Genomic DNA, 22,897 nt, shown 5'->3' on the forward strand with positions numbered 1-22,897 from the left:
TATCAAATACTTATATTTAATAGTCAACTATACTTTTTAAGCATAATAAAATATAATATAATTCATCTATATTTTTTAATACTAAAATCTGGAGGTTTTTATGGATATACGTGTTTTAAAATATTTTGTAACAGTAGTTGAAGAAGAAAATATTTTAAAAGCTTCTCAAGTTTTGCATATAACACAGCCCACTTTATCTCGTCAATTAATGGATTTAGAAAAAGAACTAAATTGTAAATTATTTATCCGCTCTAATCGCAAAATTACTTTGACTTCCGAAGGTCTATTTTTATATAACAAAGCCAAAGAAATAATTTTATTACAAGCAAAAACAATTAATGTTCTGAAAAATTCTCATGAAATCATCAGTGGCGATATATATATCGGCTGTGCAGAAACAAATGCTTTTAAATTTTTAGCCAAAACTATGACTAAAATAAAAAAAACACATAAAGATATACATTATCATATCTTTAGTGGCAATGCTGATACTGTAATCGAACAACTAGATAAAGGTATCTTAGATTTTGGCTTATTGATTGATGCCCATGATAAACAAAAATATAATTTTATCACCTTACCTGTAAAAGACATTTGGGGACTATTGATGTTAAAAAATTCTCCTCTTGCCGATAAAGAATATATAACATCTTCAGATATTTTGAATATCCCCTTAATATGTTCAGGTCAAACAATGGTCAGCAATAAAATAGCAGGCTGGCTCAATCAAAATTTCACACAATTAAATATAGTTGCTAACTATAACTTAATCTATAACGCCTCTATCATGGTTCAAGAAAATCTAGGCTCTGCCCTTTGTCTTGCTAATCTAGTAAATACAAACGGCACTAATTTATGCTTCAAACCACTATATCCACCACTTGAAGCACAAATTGATTTAGTCTGGAAAAAACATCAAATACTCACCAAACCAGCTCAATTATTTTTACAAAATCTCCAAGAATATCTACCCCACAATAAATAATACGTTACTTTTTCCGCATTTTAAAATTTTAATGATAATGTCAGTTATTGAAAATCTTTAATAACACCAAACATTTCCCGCATTTTAGCATCTTTTTACGGTAGCTATTAGCAAAGTAAAAAGTGCGTGAGCGGGTGATTTCTTTGGTTCGTTTCTTTGTCATCAAAGAAATGAACAAACACCCTATTTTATACTTACTTTTCTTTCATGAGCAAGAAAAGTAACAAAAGAACTCTACCTCCCGATACCAATTTTTCTTTGTCAATTATAAAATCATGACTATAACGCTCTAAACTCGCTACGCTCAAACAGTAGAGCTAAATTCATAGTCATGGTTTTATCCTTGCCAATAGCCTACGGCTACCGCAAAATTTGCTAACGTGAGGGATATTCGGTTATTATTTTTTATCTAACACAAAATAATACAAATCTTATATTACGAACATAAAATCTATATTAAAAAATCTTTAATAACACCAAACTTTTTCCCGCATTTTAGCATCTTTTTATGGTAGCTTTAGCTATTGGCAAAGATAAAAATATAGCTACGTTTTTAGTTCTACTGTTTGAGCCTTGCGAGTTTAGAACGTTGTTGATATATTTTTATCTTTGACAAAGTAAAAAGTGCGTGAGCGGGTGATTTCTTTGGTTCGTTTCTTTATCACTAAAGAAATGAACAAATATGTATGAAATAGTAATTTTTTTCAAAGCTAAAATTTTATCTGCGGTGGCTTTCTTTAGTTCGTTTCTTTGCCACCAAAGAAATGAACAAACACCCCTAATACGAATAAAAGGCTATTTCATTATGAAATAGCCTTTTTGTTTTTCATCTTTGAATTTTATTATAAAAATTAAAACCCAAATAACAAATTATTATAATTATAGGTAAACATATTAACGACCAATTTAAAATATCTACCACTATAACTGGTATTTGTGCAATGTACCCTCTAAACACTATAGCTAAAGATTTTAAATCACACAACCAAGCAACAAAGTCTAAACATAATATGGATATCAAAATAAAATTTATCCAATATACATAAGGTAACCTATATTGTATTTTTTTATAAGCAAAACAATTTTCATTACATATACCAGTTAAACAATCATTATTTGATTTTGAACACCTAGAAAAAATATTTTTATTAATCATTTTACTAATAATATAAATCAAGCAAAAAATAGTATTAAATATTACTATACCACATATTGATGATATAAATATTACTTTATATGCTGATGCTTCATTTATACTAGTTAATGTACTACTAGTAAAAGTCATACCGCCAATAAAAGCTAAAGTAATAGCTGAAAAAATACCTATAATACTTATGATTTCTGGTTTCAAACTTTCAACATCTTTTAAGTCTTTATTTAATTTTTCTGTTGTTTTATCAAATATTTCCCTTTGCTCTATAACTTTATTTATTAAATCACTTTGTCTACCAACAACCTGATCTAAATAATTAAATCTAGTTATTTCTAAAGTAATATGGTCATATAATTTATTTATTTTAACTAATCTACTATCATATTCCAAATTTTCATCTACAATTTCTTTTACTACTTGTAAATTTTCTGATAAACAAGTAAATACTTCTGTTTTATCATTGCTACTAATTTTTATTTCTACTAGTATACCAGCAATCATAGCATATGAATGACGATACTCTCCATTATAAACTTCTTCAAGCAATAAATTAATTCTTTGTTTTATGTCATTCTTAGATAATATATCTTGATTTAAATCTCTTATAAATTTAGATATTTTAAAATCATTACTACTATCACTGAAATTTCTTTGTTCCATTATTTGACATCACCTAGTATCAAATCAATTGGAATACATCTTCTATCCCCTTCACCATTTTTATATATTTTATCCCATGCACCATTTACTTTATGCGTATCATTTACTAAATCCCAAGAATCTTTATTCTTTAACTTATCTACTATTTTTTCAATATATTTTTTTATTTCATTAGGTAGATTAGATTCATATTTATTCAATATAGGTAATCCACCATATCCAGAATAAATATAATATACATTCGGTACAACTGGACCATATTTCCATGCACAAATATCATCAAGAAATAATGGTTTCCCATAATCTTTTAAATACTCTTGTTGAATAAAATATAATAATTTTTGTAATCTTAAATTTGTTATACGCATATTCATTTCACAAGAATAAGTTATTATATAATGTGCAATATCTAAAGCACTATATTTCATAAAAATCCTCCTCTCTATACAAAAATTATATTTATTGTATTGATATTATAACATTTTTTCTATTATCTTAAAAGAATGTTACATTATAGTATAATTTTATTAATATATTTATTACTTAACAAAATTTTTCTCTATTGCAATTATAATTATTCACTATCATAATTATAATTAATAAGACTTCTACGAGGTAATAATTATGGACGGACAAAATATTTTTTATCATTATACATCAATCAATTCACTTTACAATATCATCATGAGCCGTGAGCTTTGGCTGACTAATCTAAAATCTTCTAATGATAAATCAGAAAGATATTATACTGTAAATCATATGCTCAAAGATATGGACGAAATTATAAATAATTCCACTGATGATAATTTCAAGCAATATCTATCATTATTGAAAAAAAGTTTTGAAACCCATATGCCTGATTTAAAAAATTATCTCAAAAAAAGTGATGGTTATTCGCTTAGTTTAACCGATAAAAAAGATAATCTATCACATTGGGAAAGATATGCTTCTAGTTATAGTGGTGTTTGTATCGGTATCAATATGGATAAACTCAATGTAAATTTCAAAGATTATTCTCATTTTTCCATAACAGAACTAGAAAAAATTCTCTATAGTGATGCTGAAATCTTAGATAAATTATCCCATATCTGTGCTTGTTTTTACGATTTATTTGAAGAACAAATCCGCAATTATAATGAGCCATTTCAAAAATATATCGAACAATATGGCTTTATCGTTTTAGTCATTGCCTATAATAAAGTCATGAACTTTGCTAAAAATAATTATTTTGCTGATGAACATGAGTTTCGTCTGCTTTTTTATCCTAAAACTTTATCTATGAAAAAAGATTTTTTGAGCATGAGCCGTAATATTATCTTGCCTGCTACACTCAAGCCTTTGCATGATAAATTCCATTCATTATTGCGAATGTCTTCCATTGAACAGACGCATTTTTCTTTATTTAAAAATGAAATCCGCAGTTATCATAAATTATGTTTAGCCGATATTTGGGATAGTGAACTAATTCCTGAAATCACTCTCGGTGCTATGTGTAGACAAAATAAACAGGAATTAAGCCATTTTCTCAAGGCTAATGGCTTGAAAAAAACAAAGATAACTATTTCTAAAATTCCTATTAGATGATTTAGCTAATTAAATTTTATAGAAGGTGTTAATATGATTTCTATTGATTTAGGTGATATTACTATTCTTGATTGTGATGCAATCGTCAATGCTGCAAATAAAACACTTCTCGGCGGTGGTGGAGTCGACGGTGCTATTCATCGCCGTGCAGGGCATAAGCTTTTAGCAGAATGTCGCACTCTCGGTGGCTGTAAAACTGGTGAAGCTAAAATCACTAAGGGCTATAATTTAAAAGCAAAATATGTAATTCATACAGTAGGGCCAATTTATTCTACTCAAAAAAATCAAGCTTCGCTACTTGCCAATTGCTATAAAAACTCTTTAGATTTAGCTTTGAAACACGATATTCACAGTATCGCCTTTCCTGCTATCTCCACTGGTGTATATCATTATCCACTAGAAGAAGCGACAAAAATTGCTATCTCTACAGTCAAAACATGGCTAGATACGCACAAAGATTATAAATTTGATATTATTTTCTCTTGTTTTGATGAAAAAACTTATAATATGTATCAACGATATCTTGAAGCTTAAAACTACATTTTTATATCATATTTTATTAAAATTTTACTAGGAATTAGTATTTTGCTAATTCCTTTTTTATTTTTCACCTAAATTTTATTGCTAGTCTTAAAATCTAGTGATAAACTATTCTTTGTATTTTTTATCAGCTTTATCATATTTATGAAGTTTATAAAAAATTTATCACTTATATTTTATTTATAAAGGAGGTCTTTTATCATCTAAGAAAAATTATAGCTATTACATATTTTTTAATCGTTTTTCACTTAACAATTTAATATTTAACTAAAGGAGAATTACTGTTGATTGCATTAAAAGAAGCTTATAACGCTGGTTTATTCAAATCTGAACATTTAGGAAAAAATATCTCCGCAGGTATCGTAGTTGGTATCGTGGCTATGCCTCTTGCTATGGCATTTGCTATTGCTAGTGGCGTATCTCCTGCACAAGGTATTTATACTGCTATTATTTCCGCATTTTTCGTTTCTATTTTCGGTGGCTCTCGTGTGCAGATTGCAGGCCCTACAGGTGCATTTATCGTTTTACTCAGTGGCATTTTGATGCAATATGGTCTAGCAGGCTTACAAATCGCCACTATCATGGCTGGTATTATTTTAGTTTTGATGTCTATCGCCAAACTCGGTGATGTCATTCGCTTTATTCCTGCTCCTGTTATCGTTGGCTTTACTGCTGGTATCGGTGTTACTATTTGGGTTGGTCAATGGCAATCCTTCTTTGGTTTTCCGCCAATCGCTCACGCTGAAATGTTCCACGAAAAACTTTATTTGATGATTTTATCTTTGCCACAAAGTCATATGCCTACACTCATGATTAGTTTAATCAGCCTTGCTATTATCCTAATCATGCCTAAAATTCCTATTGCTAAAAAACTTCCAGCACCACTTTGGGCAATGATTGTCGCTACTTGTATCCAATCTTATTACCAATTCCCTGGAGTCGCTACTATCGGCACTGCTTTTGGTGGTATTCCTCAAGGCTTACCAAGCCTCACACTTCCTGAAATATCTATTTCTGATGTATTTGCTTTGATTGGCCCAGCTTTCACTATTGCCATGCTCGGTGCTATTGAATCATTATTATCCGCCGTTGTTGCTGATGGTATGACAGGTCATCAACACAATTCTAACCAAGAATTATTCGGTCAAGGTCTTGCTAATATCGTTTGTCCTCTCTTTGGTGGTATCGCTGCTACTGGTGCTATCGCTCGTACTGCTACAAATATTCGTCAAGGTGGTACAAGTCCACTTGCAGGCTTAGTTCACTGCGTATTTTTAGTATTAGTATTATTCTTCTTAGCTCCACTTGCTGCTAATATTCCACTTGCTTCCATGGCTGCAATTTTGTTCGTCGTATCCTACAATATGAGTGATGTACCGAATTTTATTCGCCTTATCCGTGTTGCACCTCGTGCAGACTCCCTTATTTTGCTCATCACATTCTTTTTGACTATCTTCACTGATTTAGTAGTTGCTGTAAACGTTGGTGTCGTACTTGCTATTTTACAATTCATGCGTAAAATGGTATTCTCTGTTGATGTCCATGCTATTCATCATACAGAAATTGAACCACAGTTCCAAAAAGAATTGGAACATCACCCTGAAATGCTCGTTTATACTATCGAAGGGCCACTCTTTTTCGGTGCTGTAAGTGCCTTTGAACGTTCCCTTGCCCATATCGATAAAGATCCAAAATCTTTAATTTTACGCTTTGAAAGCGTGCCATTCGTAGATTTAAGCGGTCTTAAAATGCTCAATGAAATCGTTAAACATCTTCAAAAACGTGGCATTGAAGTATATCTTTGCGAAGCTAATCCACAAGTTCGCCGTCATATGTATCGTGCTGGATTATTCCGCACATTAGGCAGAAAACATCTCTGGCGTAAATTCTCTACAGCTCTTGAAAAATGTGAAGCTGATTTAGCCGAAAAAAATAAACACAAAGAAAAATAATTTTTTACTTATATTTAATAATAAATATAAAAATACCTCATAATATTAGTACAATCTAATATTATGAGGTATTTTTTATCTCGCCAAATATGCCCCATCTACAGGAATTATTGCCCCATTAATATAATTAGAAGCATTTGATGCTAAGAATACGACAATCCCTTGCATGTCTTCTGGATTACCCCAACGTCCTGCTGGTATACGGCTTAATATCTCATGATTTCGCTTTTCATCATCAATTAAAGCTTGATTGATATCTGTTGCCATATAACCTGGTGCTATAGCATTAACTTGTATATTTTTACTTGACCATTCATTAGCAAGTGCTTTGGTAAGCTGTGCTACACCACCTTTACTTGCTGAATATGCCGGAACGGTAAATCCACCAAAAAAACTGAGCATAGAAGCTATATTTATTATTTTTCCACTACCTTGCTTTAGCATAACTTTCCCAGCTAATTGGCAAAGCTGAAATACTGTATTTAAATTAAGCTTTATGACTTTATCCCAATCTTCAAGTGGAAAATCTTCAGATTTATGACGACGTATCATACCTGAATTATTCACAAGAATATCAAGCTTACCGTCAAAATGATTTAATGCTTCATCAAATGATGATTGCACATCTTGTCGTTTCATTAAATTTGCCTTGATACCATAAACTGAAAATCCCTGCTTACAAAGTTTTTCAGCTTCTTCTTTAGCACTATCACTAGAAGATATAATCACAACTTCTGCACCTGCATGACATAATGCCTTTGTCATGCCCAATCCTAAGCCTTTTGCTCCACCAGTAATAATTGCCTTTTTACTTGTCAGATAAAAATTATCCATAAAAGACATATAAATCACCTCATCTAATAAAATTCCCCCAATTTTATTTGCTAGATAAGCTGATGAAAAAATTTATTTTTTATATTCTTCGGCTAACTTTTTAAATAAAGGCAAAGATTTTTCAATTGTTTCTGTTTTTATGCAATAAGAAGCTCTGAAATGTCCTGGGCAACCAAAGTCGCTACCTGGAACTAATAATAAATCATATTTTTGAGCGCGTTTACAAAAAGCATAATCATCTGGCTCTAAAGATTGAGGGAAAAGATAAAATGCTCCCTGTGGTTTTACGCATTTAAAACCAGCTTCGATAAGACCATTGTATAATAATTTACCATTTTTTTCATAAGTGGACATATCGGACTCTTTGCCTGCGCAACGAGCAATTACTAATTGGAATAAAGATGGAGCATTTACGTGAGTCAATACTCTAGCAGCTCCAGCAATAGCGCCATAAACTTTGCCAAAGTCAGCTACTTCATCTGGTACTACGATATAACCGATACGTTCACCAGGAAGTGAGAAAGATTTACTATAAGAATAGCAAACAATCGTATTATCATAGTATTTTGGCAAATATGGTACATCTACACCATAAGCGATTTCACGATAAGGTTCATCAGAAATCAAGAAAATTGGGTGATTATATTCTTTTGATTTTGCATTCAAAACTTCTGCCAATTTTTTAATAGTTTCTTCACTATATACAACACCGCTAGGATTATTAGGTGAATTTACGATAATTGCTTTTGTTTTTGCAGTTATCATTTCTTCAAACTTATCAAATTGAATTTGAAAATCATCTATTTTGGCAGGAACTACTTTTAAACTAGCTCCTGTGGATTCTACAAAGCATTTATATTCAGGAAAATATGGAGCAAATGTGATGAATTCATCGCCTGCTTCACTTAAAGCTTTAAAAGTAATTGTAATCGCACCAGCAGCACCGCCAGTAATAAATAAATTTTTACCAGCAAAATTAGTACCAAAACGGCGATTGATATCTTTAGCTAAAACTTCTCTAACTTCTGGATTACCTGGAGCTACAGTATAACCATGTACAGCACATGGATCCATTTCATTTAAAATATCAATGATAGCCTGTTTTACAAAATCAGGAGCAGGAACATTTGGATTACCTATGCTAAAATCATAGATATTTTCTTCTCCTACTTCTAACGCACGTTTGCGACCATATTCAAAAATAGTACGAATAGTAGATTTCTTTGTACCTAATTCATACATTTTTTCTGAAACCATTAAATCACCTTCCAAAAATTATTCATCTTCAGCTTCATCAAAGTATCGCATACTTGTTTTTTTCCATTCCTTCACAGAATAAAGCATAGTATATTGCTGAAGATTATTTTCTTTGGCCAATTTTTCTGCAATGACTTCACATTCTTGACGTGTATGAGCATGTATCATTGTATAAATATTATATGGCCAATCTGGAGTAGTATTTCTATCATAACAATGAGAAATAGATGGACATTGAGCTAATTTTTGTGCTATCTCATCTAATTTATCCACTGGCACTACCCATGCACAAAGAGCATTTGCACGAAATCCTGCTTCTACATGGCGAAGTACAGCACCCATTTTACGAATTTTACCCTCTTCTTTATAAATTCGCAAACGATTTAATAATTCCTGCTCAGATATATTAAGTTTTTTTGCAAATTCTTTATAAGGTTCTTTTACAAGTGGAAATTCATCTTGCATAATTCTAATAATTTGTTTATCTAATAAATCCATTAGTCTGCCTTTCTTCAACAAAATCAAGTATTACAGCGTTTTTTCTATATCTTTTTACTTTATACAAAAAAATTTTTCTAAGTCATTAAATATATTTGTAACTTTGTTATTCTATCTATAAGCATAAATATACTAAAAATAAATCATTTTAATTTAAATTGTACATTTATCTTATATTTTTTATTAGATACTAAATTCATCAATTTTTCTACGCCTTCTTGAGCTTTGATTTCATCTAATATCTGTTTTCTCTTTTCCTCGCTATGTGTAAGTAGCGTAAACCATAAATTATACTCGCCTTCACGCTCGTAATTATGTGTAGCCCCTGGATAGCGATTTATAAATTCAGCTACTTGTTGCATATAGCCTTCTTTTACTTTTAAAGCCACAAGAGTTCCTTTATACTCTAATTTTCCCGAATCAAAAAATGGCCCTATACGGCGAATATAACCATGTTCTTTTAAATAACGTAAACGCTCTATTACATGGTCTTCAGTTGTCTCTAAAATCTTAGCCAATTCCAAAAATGGACGCTCACTAATTGGCAAGTTTCTTTGAATAATATTTAATAATGATTTATCAAAATTTGTAAGCATAATAATAATCCTCGTTTATCAAAATATCTGGTTTTTATTGTAACAAACTATAGATTATACAGTCAAGTAAATATGAATATCATTCATTTTTAAAATCTAAATTAAACAAAAAGTGCCTCTAACATATGTTAAAGGCACTTAATTATTAATCAACTAACATTTCATAAATTACATTTAAAAGCTCTGCTCTTCCCTGTTTTTTCGGTGAAGAATAAGGTAAAATATCTATTTCTTTCACACCTAAGGATTTGCGAATTTGAGCTATTTGTTTATTAACTGCTCCACGGCTGATTTTATCAGCTTTAGTTGCGATAATAAGCACAGGAATATTATTTTTTATGAGCCAATCAAACATTTCTTTATCTGATTTCATAGGCTCATGACGAATATCTATGAGCTGACAAACAAATTGAAGATGCTCTGAATGTAAAAAGTATTCTTCAATGAATTTTGCCCATTGCTTGCGATTAGTTTGAGCTGTTTTAGCATAGCCATATCCTGGTAAATCGACTAAATGAAATAATTTATCTTCACCAGTTTCATTAAATCTAGCAGTCAATTCATAAAAATTGATTGTCTGCGTTTTTCCTGGCTGACCGCTGACACGCGCTAAATTATGCACACGTGTCAAAGAATTAATCAAAGAAGATTTACCCACATTAGAACGACCGATAAAAGCTATTTCTTTTAAACGTTCTTCTGGATATTGCGCTTTTTTTACAGCTGACGCAATATATTTAGCTCGGATAATATTTATTTTATCTTGAGCTTTTATTTTATTTGCATTATTTTCTTGTATATCTGTCTGTGTCATTTAATCCACCAACGCTACTTTTAAAACTTCATCTATAGTTTCTACAGGAATAAACTTCATCTTAGTTTTCACTTCTGGTGCGATTTCGTCTAAATCTCTTTCATTAGCTTTTGGCATGATTACAGTATAGATACCTTCACGATAAGCTGCCAAAGATTTTTCCTTCAATCCGCCAATAGGCAATACTTTGCCACGAAGAGTGATTTCTCCTGTCATAGCCACATCAGCTCTTACTTTCTTACCTGTAAGTGCTGATACTATAGCTGTAGTCATAGTGATACCAGCAGATGGGCCATCTTTTGGTACTGCACCTTCTGGGAAATGTACATGAATGTCTTTTTCTTCATAGAACTTTTCATCTATTTTTAATTTCTCAGAACGAGCACGAATACATGTAAGTGCTGCTCTACCAGACTCTTTCATTACATCACCGAGTTGACCTGTGAGTAATAAATTTCCTTTTCCTTTTAAAACAGCCACTTCAACTGGCAAGATAACACCACCGACTTCAGTCCATGCAAGACCAGTGCAAAGACCTACTTGGTTTTCTTTTTCAGCTTTAGTTTCTGTATATTTTGCTTTACCTAAGAAATCAGTTATATTCTTCTTAGTGATGCGTACAGATTTTTTCTTTTCTGTAACTATTTTATAAGCAGCTTTGCGACAAGCTTTAGATAATTGACGTTCTAATTCACGTACACCAGCTTCACGAGTATAATCTTCGATGATTTTGCTGATTACTTCATCAGACATATTCACTTGAGATTTTTTAAGACCATTTGCTTTTTTTACTTTATCAAGTAAATGTTCTTTTGCTATATGCATTTTTTCTACTTCAGTATAGCTTGGAAGCATGATGATTTCCATACGGTCGCGAAGAGGACGAGGAATATTACCTAAATCATTTGCTGTGATTATCCACATTACTTTAGATAAATCAAATGCAAGCCCGATATAGTGGTCAGAGAATGTACTGTTTTGCTCTGGGTCTAATACTTCTAAAAGAGCAGACACAGGGTCGCCACGATAATCTGACGCCATTTTATCCACTTCATCTAATAAGAATAATGGGTCTTTGCTACCTGCATTCTTTATACCTTCAATGATACGACCAGGCATAGCACCTACATAAGTACGACGATGACCTCTGATTTCAGCTTCATCACGTACACCACCTAAAGAAACTCTGACAAATTTACGTTTCAACGCTTGTGCTATAGATGTTGCAATGGAAGTTTTACCAACACCAGGAGGGCCTACTAAACATACGATAGGCGCTTTTATATCTGGTGATAAAGCTTTTATAGATAAATATTCAATAATACGTTCTTTTACTTTTGTAAGTCCATAATGATGTTTATCTAAAGTTTTTTGTGCTTCTTTTACATCTATAGTTTCTTGATTTTCTATATCCCATGGTAAATCAAGTACCCATTCAATATAATTTTGAATTACTCCCATTTCTGGAGAAGCTGGATTTGTGCGTTCTAAACGTTTTAATTCTTTTTCCAATGCTTCTGTTACATATTCTGGATAAGTATGTTCTTTCATTTTTTGGCGATATTCTTCAATAGCTTCTGCTATTTCATCATCTTCGCCCAATTCTTTATTGATAGCTTTTATCTGTTCACGCAAATAATATTCTTTTTGAATTTTATTCATTTGCTTATTTACATCAAAAACTATTTTATTTTCAAGCTCCATAATTTCTACTTCTTGTAATAATAATTTATATAGAGCTTCTAATCTGCTTTTTAAATCAACGATACCCAAAATTTCTTGTTTATCTTGATATTTGCAATTTAAATGATTAGTAACTACATTGCATAAAATTCCGCCATCATCCATAGCTACATTAACTGCAATCATGACTTCAGGTGGTATTTTATGACTAAGTTTTACCCAATCTTCAAATTTAGAAATACATGCTCTTATAAGTGCCTGAATTTCTTTAGTATCTGTTTTATCTTCTTCAATTTCTTCGACATCTACTTCAATGAATAGACCATCATCGCGAAAATCTAAAATACGAGCGCGATACAATCCTTCTATCTGAGCACGCATAATCCCATTATTGAGTTTAGTTACATGCTGTACTTGACATACTGTACCAATCTCATATACATCTTCACGTTTTGGGTCTTCTACTTCGACATCTTTTTGCGCACTAAGCATAATCTGTCTGCCATGTGCCAAACATTCTTCTAGAGCCGCAACAGATTTATCACGACCTATATCAATATGTGCTCCATTATTTGGAAATAACACCATTCCTCTTAATGGTAAAAAGCTCAATGTACTTTTTTTCCCCACGAAAGAAATCCTCCTATGAGTATAAAATATTTATTATAAAAAAGAGTTGCTGCGGTTTTATTTAGCCTGGCAACAACTCTTTATTAATGGCATATTAATATCCTGTTACTTTGCTAAAAATAAGTTATTTTTTTACAGCTTTTTTATCAGCATAAGTGATTACAGGAGTTTTTTTCTTTTCAATAATCTCTTTAGTTATTTCACAAGAAACAGCACCCATTTTGGAAGGTATCTCAAACATTACATCACGCATAATACGTTCAATAATTGAGCGAAGTCCCCTAGCACCTGTCTTACGCTCCAAAGCTTCTTTGGCTATCAAATGTAAAGCTTCTTCATCGAAATGAAGTTTTACACCGTCCATTTCCAAAAGTTTGCCATATTGTTTTACTAAAGCATTCTTTGGTTTTACCAAAATATCCACTAGTGCATCTTCTGTCAAAGACTCTAAAGTAACTACTACAGGAACACGCCCTATAAATTCTGGAATTAAACCACATTTTAATAAATCTTCAGGTAAAACATTTTTCAAAATTTCACCTGTAGTTTGTTTGCGTTTACTTTTTATATCTGCACCAAAACCAAGACTTTTTTTGCCTAAACGTGCATCTATTATTTTTTCAATACCATCAAAAGCACCACCACAAATAAATAATATATTTGTAGTATCGATTTGTAACATACCTTCTTGATGAGGATGCTTTCTTCCACCTTGTGGCGGAACACTAGCAATTGTACCTTCTAGGATTTTTAAAAGTGCCTGTTGCACTCCCTCACCAGAAACATCTCTTGTTATTGAAGGGTTCTCGGATTTACGAGCAATTTTATCAATTTCATCTATATAGATGATACCTTTTTGAGCTTGTTCAATATCATTATCAGCAGCTTGAATTAGTTTTAGTAGAATATTTTCTACGTCTTCACCAACATAACCTGCTTCTGTAAGTGATGTTGCATCGGCTATAGCAAAAGGAACATTCAATATTTTAGCCAAGGTCTGTGCAAGTAAAGTCTTTCCACTACCAGTTGGTCCTAACATCAAAATATTAGATTTTTGTAATTCAACATCATCCTGCTTTGTAACTCTGTTTATACGTTTATAATGGTTATATACAGCTACAGAAAGAGATTTTTTTGCCTCATCTTGCCCTATTACATATTGATTTAATACATCATATATTTCTCTAGGTTTTGGCAACTCTCTAAGTTCAACAGGCTCATTATCATTAACTTCTTCTTCTACAATCTCATCGCAAAGCTTAACACATTCATCGCAGATATAGACTCCTGGTCCAGCCACGAGTTTTCGTACTTGTTCCTGAGTTTTTCCACAGAATGAACATTTCATTTTGCCTTTATTACCCTCACCGAAATTCAACAACATTCACCTCTTATCTACAGCTAATCATGATTGATTATTTATCACTTTTTTCTTCTTGTGGACGAATAATAACTTCATCTATTAAACCATATTTCTTAGCTTCTAACGCTGACATAAAATTGTCACGTTCTGTATCTTCTGTAAGTTTTTTTACAGACTGGCCAGTATGACGACTTAAGATTTCATTTAAAGTTTCACGAATACGCAAAATTTCACGAGCCTGAATTTGAATATCTGTTGATTGTCCCTGAGCTCCGCCAAGTGGTTGATGTATCATAATACGAGAATATGGAAGTGCATATCTTTTGCCTTTTGCACCAGCAGCTAAAAGCACAGAGCCCATGCTAGCAGCTTGTCCAATACATATAGTTGATACATCTGGCTTAATATATTGCATAGTATCATAAATAGCTAGCCCGGCAGTAACAACACCGCCGGGACTATTAATATAAAGGTGAATATCTTTATCCGGGTCTTCAGATTCTAAGAATAGAAGTTGGGCTATTACCACGTTAGCTACATTATCATCAATAGGACCACCTAAAAAAATTATACGGTCTTTTAAAAGACGAGAATAAATATCATAGGCACGTTCTCCACGTCCTGACTGTTCAACTACCATAGGTACATAGTTCATATCATTCACCCCGGTCAAAAATATTACATTTAATTTTTTAATTAAGCTTCTACAGCACTGTCAATGATGAAGTTAGCAGCTTTTTTGTGAAGTACAGTAGCTACTAAGTTACCAATGCTGTGGTTCTTTTTAATGATTTTGCTTACTTCTTGTGGAGTTGTACCATAAGTTGCAGCAAGTAAAGCGATTTCAGCGTTGATATCAGCGTTTTCAACTTTGATATCTTCAGCTTTTGCAACAGCATCTAACATGAGGTCAGTTTTTACTGCGATTGCAGCACTTTCTTTGTACTGTTCACGAAGTTTTGCCATATCCATGTTAGCATATTTTAAGTAAGCATCAAGGTTCATACCTTGGTTTTCAAGATTTACGGAAAGTTCCTGAATCATGTTGCTTACACGGTTTTCAACCATAACTTCTGGAATATCTACAGTGATATTGTCAGTAGCCTGTTTTAAGATTTCGTTACGGCGTTTAGTATCTGCTTCACGCTGTGCATTTTTTTCAATGTTTTCACGAAGTTTTGCTTTCATGTCTTCGATGGATTCATAAGAAGTAGATGCTTTTACGAATTCATCAGTGAGTTCAGGCATTTCTTTATGTTTAATGCTGTTAATTTTGCAATGGAATACAGCAGCTTTACCAGCTAAATCTTTAGCATGATATTCTTCTGGGAATGTTACGTTAACGTCTTTTTCTTCGCCAACTTTAAGACCAACGAGTTGATCTTCAAAAGTATCGATGAAAGAATGAGAACCGATTTGAAGTGGGTAATCTTTACCTTCGCCGCCAGCAAATGCTACACCGTCAACTTCACCTTTGAAATCTAAAGTGATGAAATCATCGTTTGCAACAGTTGCGCCTTCTTCAGCGTCAACCATTTTTGCATGGTGATTTAAGATATTTTTTACTTGTTCTTCAACTTGTTCGTCTTTTACTTCAACAGCGTCTTTAGCAACTTTTAATCCTTTGTATTCGCCAAGAGTAACTTCTGGAACAGGAGTAATAGTAGCTTTGAATACTACGTTTTTACCTTCTTCTAAAGTTACGATGTCAACCTGTGGACGGTCTACTGGATCTAAGTTTTCTTGTTTTAAAGCTTCATCAAAAGCTTTCTGTGCAACACGATCAAAAGCTTCATCTAAGATAGCTTCTTTACCGATGTTCATTTCAAGAATACGGCGAGGAGCTTTACCTTTTCTGAAACCAGGAATGTTTACACGATTTGCAAGGGATTTGCAAGCAGCTTTAATACCTTTATCAAGTTCTTCAGCTGGTACTTCAATTGTAAGTACTACCTTATGATTTTCAATCTTTTCTGTAGTAACGTTCATTGTAAAAAAAAACCTCCTGTTTAACTAGTAAACCAAAATTCTTATTGTATATGTTACTGTCATTCACCTTAATAGTCACAGTACACCTACTATACTAAATGAATGATATCACAATACTTTCATAAAAACAAGTCTAAGTACAAAAATACCCCAGTCTTATTGACTGGGGACCAATTTCTTATGGAGCGGAAAACGAGGCTCGAACTCGCGACCCTCACCTTGGCAAGGTGATGCTCTACCACTGAGCTACTTCCGCACTTGTCTTAACAACATAAATTATTATAAATGATAAAAAACAAAAAGTCAACACTTTTCATACTTTTAATTTATAAATTCAAACCAAATAATGCTTATAATGGATAATAATATTGTTAATGGAAAACCTATCTTTAAATATTGATTAGAAGTTACTTTTATACCCTGCTTTTTGGCAATTTCAATAACAATCAAATTCGCAATAGAGCCAAAAACTGTCAAATTGCCTGCAATTGTGGATAACAAAGCTAAAGCTTGCCATAAAATTTGTTCATCTACAGGAATGTAATATCTTAAAAGTAATACTGCTGGTACATTACTCACTATATTAGAAAGCACTATTGCCATCACTGAAAACAATGGTATTTCTTTCATATATTCTGGTGGTAAGAAACTATTTATTAAATCAAGCAAACCACTTTTTTCTACGCCAGCAATGATGATAAATAAGCCAATGAACATAATTAATAAGTTAAAATCTATATCTTCATAAACACGTTCTGGTTTTATACGAGCATTAATCAATAAAAATGCTGCCCCAAAACTTGCTGTCAAAGATAAATCAAAACCAACTAAATAAAAAATAATGACAAGTGCTAATACAATTATTGTTTTACTCAATAAATATTTATGAATGATACTATTGTTATCGCTCTTATATTCAAAACTCACAGACAAATCATTTTTATATTTAAATGATATTGCTAAATAAAGCATGATTAAACCTAAAAAAGATATCGGTGCTGCTGATAAGAAATATTCTCCAGCAGGAACTTGAGATAAACTACCTATTAATACATTTTGGGGATTACCAATAAATGTACAAGCACTACCAATATTTGAAGCCATCGCAACCGCGAGTAAATAAGGAATAGGATTTACCTTTACTTTCAAACATATCATGATAACTACAGGTGTAAATAATAAACAAACTATATCATTAATTACAATAGAAGATAAAATTCCTGACATAAAAATTACTGCTAATAATAAAGTTTTTCCTGTATGAATATGAGTGAATACTACTTTACCTATATATGTAAAAAATCCTGCTAATTTTAAATTACTTACAACTACCATCAATGAAAATAATACTACAATAGTTTTAGCATCAATTGCTTGAACGGCTTCTTCAAGGGACAAAATACCAAAAGCTGTCATTAACGACGCACCAATAATAGACATACCAGCTCTATCTACCCTAAATACTGGGCTTTTACCTAAGGTAAATACAATCAAAGTAGCTAATAATATAAGTCCTGCCACTAATTCTTGAGCATCATGCATATTACTCAATCCACCTATGGTGAATATTACTAATACCATGACCAAAATAAATCCTACAATAAATTCTTGCATAAATGGTTTCATTTTATCACCTACTTAAATTAATAATTAACAATTTATTTTAACAAAAATAATAAGCTGTATCTTATTTTATTTATCATTATAACAAAAAAACCCAGTATTACTACTGGGATATTTATTAAATGGAGCGGAAAACGAGGCTCGAACTCGCGACCCTCACCTTGGCAAGGTGATGCTCTACCACTGAGCTACTTCCGCATGATATGGAGCGGGAAACGAGGCTCGAACTCGCGACCCTCACCTTGGCAAGGTGATGCTCTACCACTGAGCTACTCCCGCATTGTCTTGTTGCTTTAGTAAATGTATCAGCAACGTTGATTATTATATATTAACTTATATTAGATTGTCAACACTTTTTTTGAAAAATTTTTGTAAGTTTTTTATAATCTTTGTAAAAATTATTGGTAAAATGGCATTTATCAGTTATAAGTGGTATAATATAGTATATTTTTAGATAAGGAAGTGTTGATATTTGGATATTCCCGAGACGGATTTATTTATTGGATTAATTTTTATATTAATTTTAATAAATGCTTTATTTATTCTCACTGAAGTGGCTATTGCTGATTCTCATAAAAATCAATTAGAAAAAATGCTTGATGAAGGTAAAAAGAAAGCTTCTGAAGCCTTAAAAATAATTGATAAACCTACTACTTATTTAATTGCTGTGCAAATAGGTAATGTTTCTTGCAATATTTTAATAGGTTTATTGACTGGCATTTCACTTGCACCATTTTTCATTCATACTTTACAAGCGATTTTTCCTGATTGCGATAATTATATAGAGCCTATTTCTCTAATCATCAGTACTTTTATCATCATATTATTATGTTCTATTTTAAGTACAACCCTACCTCGCAATATAGCCCTTACAAAACCTGAGTATTATTTACTAACTCTACTTACACCATTAAAAATATGGAAAAAACTTTTATCTCCATTTATTAGTCTATTTACTTCTATAGCTAATACTTTATTATTGATTTTTGGCATCAATCCTCAAAACAATGATAGTGTTACTGAAGATGAAGTAAAAGACTTAATCGAAAAAGGTACAGAAGATGGTACTTTTGAAAAAGCTGAACAAGATATTGTTGACCGTATTTTCCATATGAGTGACCAAACAGCTTATTCTCTAATGACACCACGTACACAAATGATGTGGATTGACCTTGAAGATAGCTTAGAGGTAAATTTAAAATTTATTCAAGAACATAATCAAAATGTTTTTCTTGTAGGTAAAGATAATCTTGATGAATTTGTAGGGATTGTTTATGCTAAAGATATTTTAAATGAATTATTAGCTAATAAACCGCTTGATTTAGAAAAACTCATGCATAAGCCAATGTTTGTGCCTCGTGCAATGGAAAGTTTTCGTGTTCTTGAGAAATTCCGTGAAAGTGAAATAAATGAAGCTGTAGTACTTGACGAATACGGCGGTGTTGTAGGTTTTATCACTATCTTTGACATCATCAATGAAGTCTTAGGTGATATAACTGGCAAACCCGTTGCTAATTCCCCTCAAATCATTCAACGAGATGAACATTCTTGGTATATTGATGGACTTTTTGATATTGACGATTTCAAAGAAAAATTCGATATCGAAGTATTGCCAAATGAAGACAGTGGACATTTCCAAACTATGGGTGGCTTTATTACTTCCTATTTTGGTTACATTCCTAAAGTTGGTGAAAAAATCATCTGGCATAAATTCCGTTTTGAAATCATCAGTATGGATAAAGCCCGCATTGACCGCATCTTAGTTACACAGATAAATAAAAAATAATAAAAAGGCGTTAACCTAAAATTTAGAGTTAACGCCTTTTTTATTTATGATGGTTTTATATTATGCTTTTTTACTTCTCCAGAGCCATAAAATACCATGTCCTGGTAATTTTAATCCTGATGCTTTGAAGTCTTTCTGTTTTGTTAATAATTCTTTATATAAGCCATCTTGTTCGTCAATCCATGCCATTTCTTCATATTCACTGAAATTATAAATACCAATGAATTTTTCATTTTCTGTTTCACGAACTAAAGCCACTGTGGATTTATTCCATGTATTTAAAGTATAGATATTGGCATCAGTGGAGAATACATCATATTGTAAACGTATTTTTTCCATTTTGCTAATACCTTGATATACTTTCGCCTGAATAGCATTATCTATTTTACGACGACCAGCTTTACGCCAGTTAAATGCTCCACGATGAATATAACGAGAATCAGCTTGTTTATATTTATCGTTTTTATATTCCCAATCATTATATTGAGCTATTTCATCACCGCTATAAATAACAGGTATACCAGATAAGCTCAATAAGAAGCCATGTAACATTAAGTCTAAATCAATAGCTGACTGAATACCATCTTTATCTTTTTGTTTATCATAATATTCTATACCACATAAAGAAGCTGTAGTACCGCAAAGACGAGCATCACCTAATGATTCATCATCATTATATAATTCACCACAGCTGAAAGAATTTGGATATTTTCCAGTGAAGAAGTCATTTAAATATTTTTTATGTGCAACTTCTTCTATTCCCTGATATCTCAAGAAACCATAATCTAAGCCCCAACCGATATCATCATGACAACGTAAATAATTCTGGAAAATATATTGTTTTGGTAAAGAAGCTAAAATATCAAGTTGATGTTTTAATAAACTTACATCTCTAGTAGCTACTGTATGCCATGTTGTTGCCATAGTAGTTACATTATAGAGCATATGACATTCTGGTTTTTCAATTGTACCAAAGTATGGAACTACTTTTTCAGGTGCCATTACTACTTCACCCAATAATAATACAGATGGGCAAACAATTTCTGTAATCATACGCATCATACGTACTAAAGTATGAACCTGCGGTAAATTACGGCAATTTGTACCTAATTGTTTCCAAATATATGGCACAGCATCTAAGCGAATGATATCTACACCTTGATTTGCTAAATATAACATATTGTATACCATTTCATTGAAAACTATAGGATTGCGATAATCTAAATCCCATTGATATGGATAGAAAGTAGTCATTACAAATTTATGAATATCTTCTAAATAAGTGAAATTGCCTGGTGCTGTTGTAGGGAATACCTGTGGGCATTTTTCTTCAAATAATCTTGGCATATCATAATTATCAAAGAAGAAATATCTATCTTGATATTCTTGTTCACCAGCTCTTGCTTTTTTTGCCCATTCATGTTGATTAGAAGTATGGTTCATTACAAAGTCTAAGCAAATACTTATTTTATTGCGATGACATTTTTTAGCTAATTTGCGCAAATCTTCCATAGTTCCTAATTCTTCTTGAACATTGCGGAAATCTGCTACAGCATAACCGCCATCACCTTCATCTTTTGGAGATGTCAATAAAGGCATTAAATGGATATAATTTACATTGCTTTCTTGTAAATAAGGTATTCTTTTTTCAAAGCCTTTTAAAGTGCCAGAGAAATTATTTACATACATCATCATGCCGATGAAATCATTGCCTTTATACCAATTAGTATTTTTTTCACGTGCAATATCTAATTCCTTTAAATAAGCTTCCCTTTGGTCATAAAAGTCTTTTAAGTTTTTAATTAAATCATCAAAATAATTTAAAGGATTTGGTTGTTGCTGATACAATTCACAATAAAGCCATTTTAATTCATCATAATGTTTATGTAATCTAGCTTCAAACATATCTTCTTTTTTCACTACTGCTACTTTTACATCTTTTTTTACATCTTTATTTACAGCATTCTTTTTATTTTTCTTGCTCTTCATATATAAATCCCTCCATTGACATTTAAAAGAAAAATATCATATTTATTATTTAGATATTTATAGTTTTTATTCCTGCTAAAAAAAGAAGATATCCACAATAATTTATTATCTATTGTAGATATCTTCATTCTTTTAAGCTTATTCAAAAGCAGGAACTACTGCACCTTTATATTTTTCTTCAATGAATTTTTTAACTGCTTCAGATTTTAAAGCTTTCATTAATTTTTGGATAGCAGGTTTTTCCTGATCTCCTTCTCTAACAGCTACAATATTTACATATGGAGATGTACTATCTTCAATAATTAAAGCATCGCTAGCTGGTACAAAGCCTGCTTGCATTGCATAGTTTGTATTGATTACCGCAGCATCTACATCATCTAAAACACGTGGAAGCTGAGCTGCTTCAACTTCTTGGAATTGAATATTTTTTGGATTAGCCACAACATCTTGTACAGTTGCTTTGATATCGTTATTATCTTTTAAAGTAATAATACCAGCTTTTGCCATTAAAATTAAAGCACGACCACCATTTGTAGGGTCATTAGGAATAGCTACTAAAGCGCCATCTTTTAATTCATCAAGAGCTTTTACTTTTTTAGAATAAATTCCCATAGGTTCGATATGAACACCGCCAGCACTTACAAGCTTTACACTATGTTCTGCTGCGAATTCATCTAAATAAGGCTGATGTTGGAAAAAGTTTGCATCTAATTCACCATCATTTAAAGCTAAGTTTGGCTGTACATAATCATTGAATTCAATAATCTGTAAGTCAACACCTTCTTTTGCTAACTCTGGTTTAATCTGTTCTAAGATTTCTGCATGAGGAACAGCTGTTGCTCCTACTTTTAGCACAGTTTTTTCACTAGATGCAGTATCTGTACTAGAACCACAACCAGCTAAAGCCACTACTGCAAAAAGTGCAGTAGCAATTACTGCTAGCAATTTTTTCATCAAAATT

General features: G+C 31.9%; 19 protein-coding genes and 3 tRNA genes. 5 read left to right on the forward strand and 17 right to left on the reverse strand.

What is annotated here, in order from left to right:
* The first annotated feature begins 100 nt into the window (after window positions 1-100).
* Entirely contained in the window at window positions 101-985 is an 885-nt protein-coding gene (locus AC5LAX_RS10450) for a LysR family transcriptional regulator (protein ID WP_288909239.1), read from the forward strand.
* A gap of 826 nt (window positions 986-1,811) precedes the next feature.
* On the opposite strand, the gene AC5LAX_RS10455 is transcribed toward AC5LAX_RS10450, so the two are convergent.
* Both AC5LAX_RS10455 and AC5LAX_RS10460 read right to left on the reverse strand, forming a co-directional pair.
* Window positions 1,812-2,798, reverse strand: coding sequence for a hypothetical protein (locus AC5LAX_RS10455; RefSeq protein WP_288909238.1), 987 nt, complete (start codon window positions 2,796-2,798; stop codon window positions 1,812-1,814).
* Window positions 2,798-3,226 (reverse strand): Panacea domain-containing protein, encoded by a 429-nt coding sequence (locus tag AC5LAX_RS10460; protein ID WP_117977023.1) that lies wholly within the window; start codon window positions 3,224-3,226, stop codon window positions 2,798-2,800. Before AC5LAX_RS10460 ends, AC5LAX_RS10455 begins: the two co-directional genes overlap by 1 nt.
* 196 nt (window positions 3,227-3,422) lie before the next feature.
* Here AC5LAX_RS10460 and AC5LAX_RS10465 point away from each other — a divergent pair, with 196 nt between their 5' ends.
* The 3 genes from AC5LAX_RS10465 (at window position 3,423) to AC5LAX_RS10475 (ending at window position 6,874) form a co-directional block, all read left to right on the forward strand.
* Window positions 3,423-4,382 carry a DUF2971 domain-containing protein gene (locus tag AC5LAX_RS10465; protein WP_278850384.1) on the forward strand — a complete coding sequence of 320 codons (960 nt, stop codon included), beginning with the start codon at window positions 3,423-3,425 and terminating at the stop codon, window positions 4,380-4,382.
* Between the two features lie 33 nt (window positions 4,383-4,415).
* On the forward strand, window positions 4,416-4,916 hold the full coding sequence (locus AC5LAX_RS10470) for an O-acetyl-ADP-ribose deacetylase (protein ID WP_288909237.1): 501 nt from the start codon (window positions 4,416-4,418) through the stop codon (window positions 4,914-4,916).
* A 290-nt stretch (window positions 4,917-5,206) separates the two neighbouring features.
* A complete protein-coding gene (locus AC5LAX_RS10475) occupies window positions 5,207-6,874 on the forward strand; it encodes a SulP family inorganic anion transporter (RefSeq protein WP_018999798.1) in 1,668 nt (555 codons plus the stop codon).
* 75 nt (window positions 6,875-6,949) lie between these two features.
* Here AC5LAX_RS10475 and AC5LAX_RS10480 read toward each other — a convergent pair whose 3' ends face one another.
* From AC5LAX_RS10480 to AC5LAX_RS10540, 13 genes are all read right to left on the reverse strand, one after another.
* Window positions 6,950-7,717 carry an SDR family oxidoreductase gene (locus AC5LAX_RS10480; protein ID WP_288909236.1) on the reverse strand — a complete coding sequence of 256 codons (768 nt, stop codon included), beginning with the start codon at window positions 7,715-7,717 and terminating at the stop codon, window positions 6,950-6,952.
* Window positions 7,718-7,780: 63 nt separating this feature from the next.
* A complete protein-coding gene (locus tag AC5LAX_RS10485) occupies window positions 7,781-8,965 on the reverse strand; it encodes a pyridoxal phosphate-dependent aminotransferase (protein ID WP_022228246.1) in 1,185 nt (394 codons plus the stop codon).
* 18 nt (window positions 8,966-8,983) lie between these two features.
* Entirely contained in the window at window positions 8,984-9,463 is a 480-nt protein-coding gene (ahbB, locus tag AC5LAX_RS10490) for a siroheme decarboxylase subunit beta (protein WP_018999795.1), read from the reverse strand.
* 143 nt (window positions 9,464-9,606) lie between these two features.
* Complete coding sequence (gene ahbA / locus AC5LAX_RS10495) at window positions 9,607-10,059, reverse strand: siroheme decarboxylase subunit alpha (protein ID WP_008537176.1); 453 nt, start codon at window positions 10,057-10,059, stop codon at window positions 9,607-9,609.
* A 145-nt stretch (window positions 10,060-10,204) separates the two neighbouring features.
* Window positions 10,205-10,873, reverse strand: a complete 669-nt coding sequence (yihA, locus tag AC5LAX_RS10500; protein ID WP_115151981.1) for a ribosome biogenesis GTP-binding protein YihA/YsxC — start codon at window positions 10,871-10,873, stop codon at window positions 10,205-10,207.
* Window positions 10,874-13,186: an endopeptidase La gene (gene lon / locus AC5LAX_RS10505; RefSeq protein ID WP_288909235.1), complete on the reverse strand. Its 2,313-nt coding sequence runs from the start codon at window positions 13,184-13,186 to the stop codon at window positions 10,874-10,876. It lies immediately after the preceding gene.
* Window positions 13,187-13,310: 124 nt separating this feature from the next.
* Window positions 13,311-14,564, reverse strand: coding sequence for an ATP-dependent Clp protease ATP-binding subunit ClpX (gene clpX / locus AC5LAX_RS10510; protein WP_008537173.1), 1,254 nt, complete (start codon window positions 14,562-14,564; stop codon window positions 13,311-13,313).
* A 37-nt stretch (window positions 14,565-14,601) separates the two neighbouring features.
* Window positions 14,602-15,204, reverse strand: a complete 603-nt coding sequence (gene clpP / locus AC5LAX_RS10515; RefSeq protein WP_018999790.1) for an ATP-dependent Clp endopeptidase proteolytic subunit ClpP — start codon at window positions 15,202-15,204, stop codon at window positions 14,602-14,604.
* A gap of 41 nt (window positions 15,205-15,245) precedes the next feature.
* A complete protein-coding gene (gene tig / locus AC5LAX_RS10520) occupies window positions 15,246-16,538 on the reverse strand; it encodes a trigger factor (RefSeq protein WP_022228251.1) in 1,293 nt (430 codons plus the stop codon).
* Window positions 16,539-16,719: 181 nt separating this feature from the next.
* Window positions 16,720-16,794, reverse strand: a tRNA-Gly gene (locus AC5LAX_RS10525).
* Window positions 16,795-16,859: 65 nt separating this feature from the next.
* Window positions 16,860-18,164, reverse strand: coding sequence for an ArsB/NhaD family transporter (locus AC5LAX_RS10530; protein ID WP_018999789.1), 1,305 nt, complete (start codon window positions 18,162-18,164; stop codon window positions 16,860-16,862).
* A 120-nt stretch (window positions 18,165-18,284) separates the two neighbouring features.
* A tRNA-Gly gene (locus AC5LAX_RS10535) sits at window positions 18,285-18,359 on the reverse strand.
* Between the two features lie 6 nt (window positions 18,360-18,365).
* Window positions 18,366-18,440 (reverse strand) — tRNA-Gly (locus tag AC5LAX_RS10540).
* A 193-nt stretch (window positions 18,441-18,633) separates the two neighbouring features.
* Between AC5LAX_RS10540 and AC5LAX_RS10545 the strand changes: the two genes are divergently transcribed.
* Window positions 18,634-19,947 carry a hemolysin family protein gene (locus tag AC5LAX_RS10545; protein WP_018999788.1) on the forward strand — a complete coding sequence of 438 codons (1,314 nt, stop codon included), beginning with the start codon at window positions 18,634-18,636 and terminating at the stop codon, window positions 19,945-19,947.
* Window positions 19,948-20,007: 60 nt separating this feature from the next.
* On the opposite strand, the gene AC5LAX_RS10550 is transcribed toward AC5LAX_RS10545, so the two are convergent.
* The gene (locus AC5LAX_RS10550; RefSeq protein WP_115151983.1) at window positions 20,008-21,936 is read right to left on the reverse strand and encodes an alpha-amylase family protein; all 1,929 of its coding nucleotides are present in this window, start codon (window positions 21,934-21,936) and stop codon (window positions 20,008-20,010) included.
* Between the two features lie 138 nt (window positions 21,937-22,074).
* On the reverse strand, window positions 22,075-22,890 hold the full coding sequence (locus tag AC5LAX_RS10555; RefSeq protein ID WP_008537166.1) for a MetQ/NlpA family ABC transporter substrate-binding protein: 816 nt from the start codon (window positions 22,888-22,890) through the stop codon (window positions 22,075-22,077).
* Window positions 22,891-22,897: the final 7 nt, after the last annotated feature.

The organism is Megamonas sp. (genome assembly GCF_986095205.1).